11 protein-coding genes and 1 riboswitch are annotated in these 13,767 nt (G+C 63.0%); of the genes, 3 read left to right on the forward strand and 8 right to left on the reverse strand.

What is annotated here, in order from left to right:
• Positions 1 to 16: 16 nt before the first annotated feature.
• Complete coding sequence (locus ACFRFQ_RS15895; protein WP_378659288.1) at positions 17 to 2,665, forward strand: LuxR C-terminal-related transcriptional regulator; 2,649 nt, start codon at positions 17 to 19, stop codon at positions 2,663 to 2,665.
• Here ACFRFQ_RS15895 and ACFRFQ_RS15900 read toward each other — a convergent pair.
• From ACFRFQ_RS15900 to ACFRFQ_RS15935, 8 genes are all read right to left on the reverse strand, one after another.
• A complete protein-coding gene (locus ACFRFQ_RS15900) occupies positions 2,596 to 3,999 on the reverse strand; it encodes an FAD-dependent oxidoreductase (RefSeq protein WP_378659291.1) in 1,404 nt (467 codons plus the stop codon). The two genes, ACFRFQ_RS15895 and ACFRFQ_RS15900, sit on opposite strands and share 70 nt — an antisense overlap.
• A 119-nt stretch (positions 4,000 to 4,118) precedes the next feature.
• Positions 4,119 to 5,156, reverse strand: coding sequence for an inner membrane protein YhjD (gene yhjD, locus ACFRFQ_RS15905; RefSeq protein ID WP_378659294.1), 1,038 nt, complete (start codon positions 5,154 to 5,156; stop codon positions 4,119 to 4,121).
• Between the two features lie 61 nt (positions 5,157 to 5,217).
• Entirely contained in the window at positions 5,218 to 6,252 is a 1,035-nt protein-coding gene (trpS, locus tag ACFRFQ_RS15910; RefSeq protein ID WP_378659297.1) for a tryptophan--tRNA ligase, read from the reverse strand.
• A 26-nt stretch (positions 6,253 to 6,278) separates the two neighbouring features.
• Positions 6,279 to 6,773, reverse strand: a complete 495-nt coding sequence (locus ACFRFQ_RS15915; protein WP_378659300.1) for a barstar family protein — start codon at positions 6,771 to 6,773, stop codon at positions 6,279 to 6,281.
• The gene (locus ACFRFQ_RS15920) at positions 6,773 to 7,291 is read right to left on the reverse strand and encodes a ribonuclease domain-containing protein (RefSeq protein ID WP_378659303.1); all 519 of its coding nucleotides are present in this window, start codon (positions 7,289 to 7,291) and stop codon (positions 6,773 to 6,775) included. Before ACFRFQ_RS15920 ends, ACFRFQ_RS15915 begins: the two co-directional genes overlap by 1 nt.
• Before the next feature lie 9 nt (positions 7,292 to 7,300).
• Complete coding sequence (locus ACFRFQ_RS15925) at positions 7,301 to 8,146, reverse strand: exodeoxyribonuclease III (protein ID WP_378659306.1); 846 nt, start codon at positions 8,144 to 8,146, stop codon at positions 7,301 to 7,303.
• Between the two features lie 25 nt (positions 8,147 to 8,171).
• Entirely contained in the window at positions 8,172 to 9,311 is a 1,140-nt protein-coding gene (locus tag ACFRFQ_RS15930) for an MFS transporter (protein ID WP_378659669.1), read from the reverse strand.
• 200 nt (positions 9,312 to 9,511) lie between these two features.
• A complete protein-coding gene (locus ACFRFQ_RS15935) occupies positions 9,512 to 10,735 on the reverse strand; it encodes an NADP-dependent isocitrate dehydrogenase (RefSeq protein ID WP_378659309.1) in 1,224 nt (407 codons plus the stop codon).
• A gap of 306 nt (positions 10,736 to 11,041) precedes the next feature.
• Positions 11,042 to 11,186, forward strand: a riboswitch (SAM riboswitch).
• A 143-nt stretch (positions 11,187 to 11,329) separates the two neighbouring features.
• On the opposite strand from ACFRFQ_RS15935, the gene ACFRFQ_RS15940 reads away from it, so the two are divergent.
• Together ACFRFQ_RS15940 and ACFRFQ_RS15945 are read left to right on the forward strand one after the other, a co-directional pair.
• Positions 11,330 to 12,625 (forward strand): bifunctional o-acetylhomoserine/o-acetylserine sulfhydrylase, encoded by a 1,296-nt coding sequence (locus ACFRFQ_RS15940; protein WP_378659312.1) that lies wholly within the window; start codon positions 11,330 to 11,332, stop codon positions 12,623 to 12,625.
• Between the two features lie 32 nt (positions 12,626 to 12,657).
• On the forward strand, positions 12,658 to 13,761 hold the full coding sequence (locus ACFRFQ_RS15945; protein ID WP_378659672.1) for a homoserine O-acetyltransferase: 1,104 nt from the start codon (positions 12,658 to 12,660) through the stop codon (positions 13,759 to 13,761).
• The last annotated feature ends 6 nt before the right edge of the window (positions 13,762 to 13,767 follow it).

Consider the following 13,767-nt stretch of genomic DNA (forward strand, 5'->3'; position numbering starts at 1 on the left):
GTCGTAAAATTCGATCATGATCAGCGCATGGCCGCTGACAGGTCGAGACGAAGAACTTCGCAGCGCAGCAGCGGCAATCCGAGGAGTCGATACCGAACCAGTGAACGCCGGAGCGGCGGGCCTGGTGATTACCGGAGCGGCAGGCGTAGGTAAAACCCGATTGGCACGCGATGCCCTCGCCGTCGCGTGTCCGGCGGGCGCTCGCGTGACATGGACGGTCGCCACGGCGTCCGCGCAGGCGTTGCCGTTGGGTGTATTCGCGGATATTGCCCGCAACCCGGCGCCGGATCCGATGCAACGCGTGCATGACATCGTCGATGCGCTGACCGTGCCGGCCGACTCGGGGCCCGTCATTGTTGCGATCGACGATGCGCACCTACTCGACGATCTGTCCGCGTTTCTCGTACATCATCTTGTGATCCGCAGACTCGCCACCGTCGTCTTGACCGTCCGTTCCGGAGTGGATGTTCCCGACGCGATTACGGCCCTGTGGAAAGACCGCATCCTGCCACGAGTGGAACTACGTCCACTCTCACCCGACGAGCTACATGTTCTGCTCGAGAGGGTTCTCACCGGTCCGGTCGATTCCGACAGCGCCCGAAACTTCTGGTCGTGGACGCGCGGAAATGCCTTGTACGCAAGACAACTCGTTGAAAGCGAGCTGACAGCGCAGCGGCTGCACACCACTGCCGGAATCTGGATGTGGGACGGTCCAGGTGCACTCTCACACAGCTTGCGGGAGTTGATCGCCGCACGAGTCGGCACGTTGTCGGCAGATATCGGCGACGTGCTCGATCTGGTCACCCTCGGCGAACCTCTCGCAGTGGCGACGTTGGCCGGATTGACCGGTACAGCGGCAATCGAAGCTGCGGAAACTCAGGGCCTGATCACCGTCGAGACCGGTGGTTCGCGCCGGATCGGAATCAGATTGGCACACCCGCTCTTCGGCGAGGTACGCCGAGCCGAGAGCCACACACTTCGACTGCGCAGACTACGCGGACTACTCGCCGACGCACTACGCCCATCCGACGACCGATCCGATCCCCATGGGCTCGTGGTACGAGCGAATCTCACTCTCGAATCCGATTTACCTCCGGATCCGGAATTGTTCGCAGCTGCCGCCCGCGCCGCGCTCGAACTGCTCGACCCAGCCCTCGCCGATCGGTTCGCCCAAGCAGCCTGGCAGGCGAGCGGACGCGTCCGATACCAGATCCTGCACGCCAAAATGCTGATGATTCTCGCCCAAGGACGCTCTGCGGAAACAACATTCACAGAACTGGCGGAAACTACCCTCCCAGACGACGTGCGCATCGAGGTAGCGACCCTGCGCGCGGCTAACCTCGTCTGGATGCTCGGCAAACCTTGTGACGCGCGCACCGTACTCGACGATGCCGCTGCGCGGGCCTCTTCCACCTCACATGCCCGATCCGACACCGTATCCGCAATTCGAGCGTCGGTGGAGTCCGTCACGGGCCGGCCATATGACGCCGTCGAGGCAGCGCGCGCAGCACTGTCGTCTGCGCAGCTACCCGACTTTCACGCCATGATGGCCATCGGCGCGCAGGTCATGTCGTACGGTGCCCTCGGGAACATCACCGAGGCCGACGACGCCGCACTCCGCGGATACGACCTGGCGGCGCACTCGGTCGAGACCGCACATTTCAAGTTCTGGATCGGCGCCCTGCACGCCCGGGCGCTGCGCCTTGCCGGGCAGCTCACCGAGTGCGAGGCCATCGCCGAAAAGCTGCGATCCGAGACCCTCAACGCGCCAGGCCTGGCCCGATTGCAGACCGGTTTCCTGATCGGGCACGCTCACCTGGGACTTGGCCGACTCGACAGCGCAATCACGTTTCTCCGCGAATCTCTTGCCGGTGCCACGGCACAGGACACCACCGACGGACTGCACACGGCTTGCCTGATGTGGCTGGCCGAAGCTCTTGCCATGACCGGCGACAGTACAGCCGCGGCGGAGGCGATGACCGAATTCGACTCGATTCATTACCCGGACTTCACCTTCATGGACACCGCGACATCGATCGCGCGGGCGTGGACCGCTGCGACCGAAGGAACCGTCAGCCAAGCAGTTTCACTCGTCCGCGACGCTGCCTGCGCGGCCCACGAGCACGGACAACCGGCAAATGAAGTGATGTGTCTTCAAGCGGCAGTGCAATTCGGGGACCACTCGGGCGCTCGCAGACTGGCCGACCTCGCAAATTTCGTGGAAGGTCCTCGCGTGTGTGCCGCGGCCACACATGCCACCGCCCTGGCCGCAGACGACGGAGAGGGACTACTGGAAGCGTCACGGTCGTACGAATCGATGGGCGACGCCATTGCCGCGGCGGACGCCGCCGCCCAGGCTGCAATGGCATACACACACGCGCAGCGACGCGGCGCGGCTCTGACTGCGTCCGCCACCGCCACACGGCTCGCCGCGCGGTGTCGGCACGCCACTACCCCCGCCTTGCGCGCAGCCTCCGCGCCCGAACCCCTGACCGGTCGACAACGCGAAATCGTGGCTCTCGCCGCGAGCGGACTGTCGAATCGACAGATCGCCCAACGCCTCGTGGTATCCGTGCGCACCGTCGAAGGCCATCTTTACCGGGCGTCGCAGCGGACCGGTGCCGCCGGGCGGGCAGAACTACGGGATATCTTGCGGGGACGATGAACCGAGGAAGCCCGCTGCGCCCGCAACACTCTCGCCAGAGTCGGCGGACTCGCGAGCGATGTCGGATGCGCAAGGAGATTGATGACGCGCAAGAACGCGGCGCCCACCCGGGGGTCTGTAGCCGCCGCTCGATGTACACGGGCAACGTAGGCATTGATCATCCGAATTCTTGCCGTGCGCTTGCCCTCGACGAACGGCATGCGTAAATCGGTGGCGCAGGACATGTCCCAGGCCTCGTCGAGGATCCGCCTGGTCCTCCGTAAGAACGTTTTCGTGACGAGGCTGTGGTCTCCGTGGTCTCCGCGAAGGCACTGCCGCAAGGTAAGTGCCTCGAGGGCAGCGACGGTCATCCCCTGTCCGTAGATGGGGTTGAAGCAGCACACCGTATCTCCGAACGGGATGTACCCGTCCGGCAATTGGCTGCTGTCGAAGTGCCGGCGGACAGTAGCGGGAACGCGGTAGCGGACCCCGTCGTCGAGTGACTGCGCCCCGGCAATCAACGCACCCACCTCGGGCACTGGCAGTGACGCTGCAAATCGAGCAAATCCCTCGGCGTCCAAGGGAGGTTCGTCCTTGCCGTACCCGGCGAGCGTAACTACCCAACGGTCACCTTCCTGCGCCATCATCAATCCGCCGCGGGGACGCTCCGGACTGGCACCTACCCCGACCCCCAGATCTCCGGCCAGATGGGATGGTTCACGCCGGTAGTGGCGAGTGGCGTAGGCAAGATGAATGGGAAGCTTCTCCTCGCGCGCCCGCGGGAACCCGAGCGATTCGAGCCAACCTTGGCTCATGGAACTGCGCCCCGAGGAGTCGATGATCAGGTCGGCCGCGATCACGCCATCCGCAACTTCTTCCTGCTCCACGCTCACGGCGAGTCCCGTGACTGCACGGTGTTGTGGATCAGTGGTGATGCCTGACGCAGTACACCTGTCGATGAGCTCCACATTGGGGAGCGCGCTTACCAGATTTCGCAGATGCCACTCGATGACCGGTCTGCTCACTACGAGCATCGGGACTCCGGAAACGCCCTTGGCCCACCGATGACCGTCGATGAACCAGCGGAAATCAGCCTGCATGTCTCCGTTCGGGGCACCGAATCCGAGAAGATCCTCGGTGAATCCGGGGAACAGCTCCTCCATTGCAGCTCTACCCCGCGTGGTCAAGGCGTGCGCGTGACGGGCCTGCGGTACGCATCGCCGCGGCCCGGGTGTGTCCGGTAGTGCATCTCGTTCCACGACGGTCACGTCGTCGACGAATTCGCTGAGCGCCCGGGCGGCCAAGAGTCCGCCTATTCCAGCGCCGATCACTACTGCGTACGAGGTTGTTGTCATGTCGACCACTGCCCTTGATCCGGCACTGCCCTTGATCCGGCACTGCCTTTGATCTGCCTTGTTCGTTCAGATCTCATCGTTCAACGACAGCATTGCGTTGGCGCGAGTAGTCGACTACCTCACTTACTCCGCCGACGTGCAATGCCCGACAGTCCGAGACCGGCTAATGCACCCGTCCCGATCAGTGCGGCCACGCGTGACGGCGACATACCTTCGCTGACGACCACCCGCGGCGCGATGATCGCCGGATCGGGCGGCGGGATGTAGGCCAGTGCCATGCTTTCCTGTGTCGTCGCCGCCCAGGCAGTGCAGAACAGCAGCATGCGCGACGCGGTGAACACGAAGACGAGCAAACCGATGATCGGTCCGAATGCGACGCCGGCAGGGCCGCTGCTGACCGCCGAAAGATAGATCGCACCAACCTGTTTGAATACTTCGAATACCAGAGCTGCCATCAGTGCTGCACCAGCGGCACTGCGTAAGCTCACCGGTTCACGCGGCAATCGTGCGATCACCCACAGGAACACAGCCCAGGTGGCCAGGATCGACAGCACTGTCGACAAGATTCGAAGTCCGACGCCGACCCCGGTGATGTTCTCGAGATTGAGCCACACCAGTACCTGACGCGCTACCGGCCCACTGCTGAGCGCCGACATGCCGAGCGAAACGACCAAAGCTGCGCCTAGACCGAGCAGTGCCCCGATGTCACCGATTTTGGTTCTGACGAACCCTTTGGAATCACGCTTGCTCTCCCACATCGCGGTGAGCGCATCGCGGACGTTGGCCATCCAGCCGAGGCCTGCGTACGACGCAACAACAAGGCCGATAACACCAACACTGGCGCGGGAATCGATCGCCGATTGAATCAGGCTGTTGATGGTGTCGCCAAGACTGCCAGGGATGGATTTGGTGATCTCTTCCTGAATGGTAGTCAGGTATTCGGGGTGGCCGGCCAGCACGAAACCGGCCACCGCGAACGCAACCATCAGGATCGGAATCAACGCGAGGACGCTGAAGTACGTGATTCCGGCGGCGTAGTAGTCGCCCTTCTGGTTCTGAAATCTCATACCCGCACGAACAAGGTGATCGAGCCACGGCCGTGCTGCGCGCTGTTTGTCGAGAAAGCTCGGCTCTTCGACGGCAACTGATTCAGCCACAGATATTCCCCCTGTATTCGTGTCGACCTGTTTCGTTCCAACCGGTTCACGATCCCCGAGATCAACCCTTGGGCGGCAGGAACCCGACCTTCTCGTACACGGTGGCAAGCGTGCGCGACGAGACCTCACGGGCCCGGTGCGCGCCGGCGGCAATGATGCGGTCCAACTCCGCCTCATCGGCAAGATAGCCGTCGACCTTGGCCTTGAGCGGAGTCACGAACTGCGCCAAGACGTCCGCGGTATCGGACTTGAGATCGCCGTAACCCTTGCCCTCGTAGCCCGCGACCAGAGTCTCGATCGGAACACCGGACAGAGCCGACTGAATGGTGAGCAGGTTGCTGACGCCAGGCTTGGCCTGCGGGTCGTAGCGGATCTCACGCTCGTTGTCGGTGACTGCCGACTTGATCTTCTTGGCCGACACCTTGGGATCGTCGAGCAGATTGATCAGACCAGCATCGCTCGCTGCCGACTTGCTCATCTTCGACGTCGGGTCCTGCAGGTCGTAGATCTTGGCAGTGCCCTTGATGATCTGCGGCTCCGGGACGACAAAGGCCTTGCCGTAGCGGCTGTTGAACCGTCCGGCCAGATCTCGTGCCAGTTCGAGGTGCTGACGCTGATCCTCACCTACCGGGACGCGCTGCGGGCGGTACAGCAAGATATCGGCAGCCATCAGAACCGGATACGTGAACAGTCCGACACTGGCGTTGTCACTGCCCTGTTTGGACGACTTGTCCTTGAATTGCGTCATCCGGCTGGCCTCACCGAAACCGGTGATGCAATTCAAGACCCAGGCAAGCTGAGCGTGCTCGGGAACCTGACTCTGGACGAAGATCGTTGCACGGTCTGGGTCGATCCCGATGGCAAGTAGCTGCGCCACGGCAACCTTGGTGCGCCGACGCAGTTCCTTGGGATCCTGGGTCACGGTGATGGCATGCAAGTCCGGGATGAAGTAGAAGGCATCGAAGTCGTCCTGCAACGGCACCCACTGCTGCAGTGCGCCCAGGTAGTTACCGAGGTGGAAGGAATCCGACGTCGGTTGGATACCGGACAGCACGCGAGGTTTTGCCGTGGGCTTCTGTTCTGCAGGGGTCGACATGCTTCCGATCTTTCCACGAGGGTGATTCAGTGGGTGTGTGTGGTGTCCGGGTAGCGGAGCACCGCAAGTTCCGCGGCAAAGGTTTCTTCGGAGTCCGAGTCGAATTGATACGCGGTGCCGAACACGGTGGGCGCCCATTCCTCGGCGTAGAAATCCATCGATTCCCGGAACCACGGCAACTGATCGGGTTCGCCGCGTAGCAAAAACTCAGCGTCTCGGACGAGAACGACGAACCCGGCGCCGAGGCCGAGTACATCGTCGAGATCACGCATGACGTCATCGAACGCGTCCTTGTTGCGGCCGAAGTGTGACGGAAACTGAAATGCTGCCGCAAATTCGTCGAAGACCTGCGCGACGGTCTGCAGGTGCGATCCGCGAACGACGCGAACAACAAGATCGCGCATCCGGAGATCCCTCGCCAACTCGTCCAGAAGCGCCGGCTCGCCGGACACAGCCACCGACGCGACGCCGGATTCCGGATCGAGCCACCGGTCGACACTGACAGCTCCGAGATCAGACATCAGCGGATCCTCGTAAAGGTCTCGTAGTGATCGAGGGTGTACCACGCGGAACCGTCGTTGCCGGTGACGATCCGCTCGGCATCACGGCCCTGACCGCTCTTCTTCGGATTGACATCCCACTCCTGGTAGACAACCCGGCCACCACCTGCCCCGACGGCCGGCAACCTGCCCTCGCTGTTGCGGAAGGTGACGCCGCCTTTGGTTCCCACCGCATTCGCGGAATCCGGCCACCGTCCGGCGTCGATTTCCACCAACGTCGCGAGTACCCGCGCCGGCGCATCGCTGCTCACTTGCTGGGCCGACGACTTCTGTGCCGACGAGGTCGGTTGGGCCGCCTTGGTGGTAGCGCCGGGCTTGACCTGGGTTGACGTCGCCGCCGAAGTCGACGTGCTCGAATTGGCCGAGCCCGCCGTCGCCGAACTGTCGGAGTCCTGAGAGGACAGCACCATCGCGAGCACGACCGCGAGCACGGCGACGACGACGGTGCCTAAGGCCTTGAGTGTCTTGGCACTGGGCATATCCGATGCCTACCGGTAGGAGACGGTGACGGGGGCGTGATCGGACCAACGCAAATCGTAGGATTCCGCGCGTTCGACGACGCCTACCTTGGCGCGCTCGGCAAATGCTCGGGTTGCCACCTGGTAATCGATGCGCCAGCCGGAATCGTTGTCGAATGCCTTACCCCGGTACGACCACCACGAGTACGGTCCCTCGACGCCCGGATGCAGCGTCCGGAACACGTCGACCCACGCGGACTCGTCTCCGAACAGAACGTCCATCCACTCCCGCTCGCTCGGCAGGAAGCCGGAAGACTTCTTGTTGCCCTTCCAGTTCTTCAAGTCTGCTTCGTTGTGGGCGATGTTCCAGTCACCACTGACCACCACGTGGCGCCCGGCCGACTCGGCAGCAGCGGCGGTGACCGCGAGATGAGCTGCGAATGAACTCATGAACCGTTCTTTCGCTTCTTGCTTCGGGGTCAGTGCCTCCCCCGTCGGCAGGTAGAGACTTGCCACCGTGAGGTCGGCAAAATCCGCTTCGATGTAGCGTCCCGCGTCCTGAAATTCTTCGTCACCGAAACCGATGCGAACGGCGTCGGCTTCGACGCGGGACAGGACGGCGACGCCGTTGCGTCCCTTGGCCGACGGCTCAGCCGAAACGAGGAACCAACCGTTCGACAGCGCAGGTTCGAGAGTCTCGTGCAACTGCTTGTCGGATGCTCGGGTTTCCTGCAGACAGATGAAATCCGCGTCGGTCTTCTCGAGCCATTCGGTCATGCCCTTGCGGGCTGCGGCTCGAATGCCGTTGACGTTCACCGACGTGATCGTGTGAGGCGCGAGAATATGAGAGTCAGCTGTTTGTGGCACGGCAAGCACCGTAGCCGATGGTGCCGACGTGTTCTCAGTTCGCGGCTCTACGCTGCAGGATCACTGCAACCACCAGGACGCCGAGGCCGGCGACGGCAAGGAGTGAGCCGACCGCAGCGGGCGCGGTGTAACCGAAGCCTGCGGCGATCACCACTCCACCGATCCAGGCTCCGAACGCATTCGCGATGTTGAGGGCGGCGTGATTGAGCGACGCGGCGAGGGTCTGGGCGTCCTCGGCCACGTCCATCAACCGGGTCTGAAGCCCCGGAACCATGGACGCGCCGGCCAAACCGATGAGGAAGACGAAGAGCAACGCCGTGTACGGGTTACGAACGGCGAGCACAAAGACCGCAAGGATGATCGCAAGCGACGCCATCGACGCGAACAGGCCCTTCATGAGCGCCCGATCCGCGAGAAAGCCACCGACGAAGTTGCCGGCCACCATGCCGAGGCCGTAGAGCATGAGCGCCAACGGAACAAACGACGCACCCAAGCCGGACACGTCCGTGAGCGTCGTGCTGATGTAGGTGTAAACGGCAAACATGCCACCGAATCCGACCATGCCCACTATCAGGGTCATCCACACCTGGATGCGGCCCAATGCCTTGAGTTCGGTGATCGGGTTGGTGATCGGCATAGCGTCGAGGCGCGGGATCCAGACAAGCAGCGACACCACAGTTGCGACACCGATCACCGCGACCAGCGCGAAGGCACTGCGCCAGCCCACGGTTTGCCCGAGCCACGCGGCCGCCGGCACACCGACGACATTGGCGACGGAGAGACCCATCATCACCATGGCAACAGCTTTGGCACGCTTACCCGGTTCGGCCAGGTGCGCCGCAACCAGGGCGGCAACACCGAAGTACGCACCGTGCGGCAACCCCGCGACGAATCGGGCGAGCATCAGCGTCGTGTACGACGGCGCGAACACCGACGCGGCATTGCCCACGGTGAACGCAATCATGAGAGCGATCAAGAGTGTGCGGCGCGGGATCCGAGCAGTCAGGGCCGCGATGAGCGGCGCACCCACGACAACGCCGAGCGCATACGCGGAGATGACGTGACCGGCGGTGGGCTCGGACACACCCAACCCGGTTGCCATCTCCGGTAGGAGACCCATCGCCACGAACTCGGTGGTGCCGATACCGAACCCGCCGAGCGCCAACGCGAGCATCGCCGGACCCCTGGTAGAACGGGCCCTGGATGTCGGGGCATCGAGGTGGGAAAGGGTTGACGACGTCACTGGTCAATTGTTGTCGCAGACTTGGTTGAACTTCCAAGTGAGAGCCGGTGAGTTCGCTCACGTGAGACCACGGACACACATGGGACGCCCGGAGTGCCCGGGCGTCCCATGTGAAAAGTGAAGCTGTGAAACTACTTCGCGGCCATGGCCTTCTGCAGGTTCACATCGAGCGCACCGAGGAATTCTTCGGTGGTCAGGTAACCCTGGTCGCCGCCGACCAGCATCGAGAGGTCCTTGGTCATCTGGCCGCTTTCGACGGTCTTGATGACAACGTCTTCGAGCTGCTGCGCGAAGCCGATGACCTCAGGGGTGCCGTCGAGCTTGCCACGGTGCTCGAGCCCACGGGTCCACGCGAAGATGGACGCGATCGGGTTGGTCGAGGTGGGCTTGCCCTGCTGGTGCTGACGGTAGTGACGCGTGACGGTGCCGTGAGCAGCCTCTGCCTCACAGGTCTTTCCGTCCGGTGTCAGCAGAACCGACGTCATGAGGCCGAGCGAGCCGAAGCCCTGAGCCACGGTGTCGGACTGGACGTCGCCGTCGTAGTTCTTGCATGCCCAGACGTAGCCGCCCTCCCACTTGAGTGCGGAAGCGACCATGTCGTCGATGAGGCGGTGCTCGTAGGTCAGACCTGCGGCATCGAACTCAGCCTTGAACTCGGTCTCGTAGACGTGCTGGAAGATGTCCTTGAAGGCACCGTCGTACGCCTTGAGAATGGTGTTCTTGGTGGACAGGTACACCGGGTAGTTCTGCTGCAGACCATAGGTGAGCGACGCGCGAGCGAAGTCACGAATGGAATCGTTGAAGTTGTACTGCCCCTGGACGATGCCGCCGTTCTCGGGGAAGTTGACCAGTTCGTGCTCGATCGGTGCGCTTCCGTCCTCAGGCGTGTAGGTGATCATCACCTTGCCGGGGCCGGGGACCTTGAAGTCTGTGGCGCGGTACTGGTCACCGAATGCGTGACGGCCGATGATGATCGGCTTGGTCCAGCCCGGGACGAGTCGCGGAACGTTCGAGATGATGATCGGTGCACGGAAGATCGTGCCGCCGAGAATGTTGCGGATCGTTCCGTTGGGGGAACGCCACATCTTCTTGAGACCGAATTCCTCGACACGAGCCTCATCCGGCGTGATGGTGGCGCACTTGACGCCCACGCCGTGCTTCTGGATCGCGTGTGCGGCGTCGATGGTGACCTGGTCATCCGTCTCGTCGCGGTACTCGATACCGAGGTCGTAGTACTCGAGGTTCACATCGAGGTACGGGTGGATCAACTTGTCTTTGATGAACTGCCAGATAATGCGTGTCATCTCGTCGCCGTCGAGTTCGACGACGGTGCCCTCAACCTTTATTTTGGACATGGGTGCTTCGCGTCCTCCTAGGAAGTTTCCCCTGGTTACACGGTTGCGGTCACACTTTGTGAGTGGGTCCGCGAACGGTTCGATTATCAAACCTAGACTGTGTGGACTGATCCCGGGAGATGAGTCCCAAACAAGACAAGCGTACTGCTAACCCTCGGGACCGCAACCGGCAGCCCCTCCTCCAAGTCACTACCGGCCGGTAACTTTTGCCTGCTAGTGGGCGCGCTCGCGTCGAATGGCGACTGGTGACACCGCACACTTCGACCCGCGTCATGCGTCGGCTTCACTCCCGGTAGAATTCAGCTCGGTCATGAGTACCAGCGTCAAGCCCCGGCTCGCTGGACGGCAACCCTCCAACCGCGGTGGGGTGCCCCGGGTGATGACCAGGTCGCCTCGAGGTGAAACTGCGCAGTTGCAGCTTCACCGGATTTCCAGGCGACAAGCGCGGGTCCGACAGGGACGGACCCCAGACCGGGCCGAGCCCCACGGAGGTTTTTCAGTATGTGTCGCACTTGTAGATAGACCCCAGCACGGGGCGGCGATCATTCGCCCCCGTCCGACAGCTATCCGTCAGACCACTGGAGTACACAAATCATGACCGACATCTCAGCTAACTGGTCCTTCGAGACCAAGCAGGTCCACGCCGGACAAACCGCAGACACCGCGACCAACGCACGCGCTCTGCCGATCTACCAGACAACCAGCTACGTCTTCGACAACACCGATCACGCTGCCGCGCTGTTCGGCCTGGCCGAGCCGGGCAACATCTACACGCGCATCATGAATCCGACGCAGGATGCCGTCGAGCAGCGCATCGCTGCACTCGAAGGTGGAGTCGCTGCACTCCTGCTGTCGTCGGGTCAGGCCGCCGAGACCCTCGCGATCCTGAACCTCGCCGAAGCCGGAGACCACATCGTCGCCTCGCCCTACCTCTACGGCGGCACCTACAACCTCCTGCATTACACGCTTCGCAAGCTCGGCATCGAAACCACCTTCGTCGAGGATCCGGACAACCTCGACCAGTGGGCAGCTGCCGTCCGCCCCAACACCAAAGCCTTCTTCGGCGAGACCATCGCCAACCCCAAGAACCACATCCTCGACATCCCCGGCATCAGCGCCCTCGCCCACGAGAACGGAATACCGCTGATCGTCGACAACACCGTCGCCACCCCCTACCTGCTCCGCCCTCTCGAACACGGCGCAGATATCGTCCTGCACTCCGCCACCAAATACCTCGGCGGGCACGGCACCGCTATCGCCGGCGTCATCGTCGACGGCGGAAGCTTCGACTGGACCCAGGGACGCCACACCAACTTCACCACCCCCGACCCGAGCTACAACGGCGTCACCTTCGCCGACCTCGGCGCGCCCGCCTACGCACTCAAAGCCCGCGTACAGCTCCTGCGCGACCTCGGCTCCGCCGTCGCGCCGTTCAACGCGTTCCTCATCGCCCAAGGCATCGAAACCTTGAGCCTGCGCATCGAACGCCACGTCGCCAACGCCAAGCAGGTGGCCGAATTCCTCGAAGGCCATCCCGCCGTGGCCTCCGTCTCCTACGCGGGACTCCCCTCCTCACCGTGGTACGAACGCGGAAAGCAACTGACCCCCAAGGGAACCGGCGCCATCGTCACCTTCGAGCTGCCCGGCGGTGTCGACGCAGGCAAGAAGTTCGTCAACGCCCTTACCCTGCACAGCCACGTCGCCAACATCGGTGACGTCCGCTCCCTCGTCATCCACCCCGCCTCCACCACCCACGCCCAACTCACTCCCGCGGAACAGCTCGCGGCCGGAGTCACGCCCGGACTCGTCCGCCTCGCCGTCGGAATCGAAGGCATCACCGATATCCTCGCCGACCTCGAAACCGGCCTCACCGCGGCGGCGGCATCTTGACCGTCAACGAAGCCCAGACAAAGGTCGCCGATATCCTGCCGCCGCCGGACGGCCGGGTCGGAACCGTCGACATCGGCTCACTCCAGCTCGAGAACGGCGCAGTGCTGCCGTCGGTATCGCTTGCGGTTCAACGGTGGGGCGAGCTGTCTCCGAACCGCGACAACGTCGTTCTGGTGGAGCATGCACTGACCGGAGACTCACACGTCACCGGCCCGGCATCAGACACCCAGCCCTCCCCCGGTTGGTGGAACGGGATGGTGGGCCCCGGCGAACCTGTCGACACCGGCGAATGGTGCGTCATTGCAACCAATGTTCTGGGCGGTTGTCGTGGTACCACCGGTCCGAGTTCGCTTGCCGAGGACGGCAAGCCGTGGGGTAGCCGGTTTCCGGGCATCTCCATTCGCGATCAGGTCGCAGCCGAAAAGAAGCTGATCGACCTGCTTGGTATCGATCGGCTTGCTTCAGTGGTCGGCGGCTCCATGGGCGGCATGCGGACCCTCGAATGGGCTGTGTCGTATCCGGAGAATCTGAACTCCGCACTGGTCTTGGCCACAGGTTCACGCGCCACCGCCGATCAAATCGGTACACAGACAACACAAATCGCCGCCATCATGTCCGACCCCGATTGGCAGGGCGGCAATTATCACGGGACCGGACGCACTCCCCGCGCCGGACTCGGGATCGCCAGGCGCATCGCGCACCTCACCTACCGCGCCGAAACGGAACTCGACACCCGTTTCGAGAACACCGCCCAGGGGCATGAAAACCCCTGGAACGGTGGACGATACGCGGTTCAGAGCTACCTCGAACATCAGGCCGACAAACTCGTGTCGCGTTTCGATCCCAGCACCTACGTGTTGTTGACCGAGGCCATGAACCGTCATGACATCGGCCGCGGACGCGGTGGAGTCGCAGCGGCATTGGCGTCGATCACGGTCCCGGTAGTCGTCGGCGGAGTCGATTCCGATCGTCTTTACCCGCTACGTCTGCAGGAAGAGATCGCGGCCGGAATCCCGACGTGCGCCGGCCTCGAAATCCTGAATTCCAAGGACGGGCACGACGGTTTCCTCACCGAAGCCGACGCCGTGGCAAAATTGCTGCGCCGGACAATGGAGTTGGCCCGCACGGCTCGTTGAGCACTC

It is taken from the genome of Rhodococcus sp. NPDC056743 (genome assembly GCF_042790355.1).
Taxonomy (GTDB): domain Bacteria; phylum Actinomycetota; class Actinomycetes; order Mycobacteriales; family Mycobacteriaceae; genus Rhodococcus_F.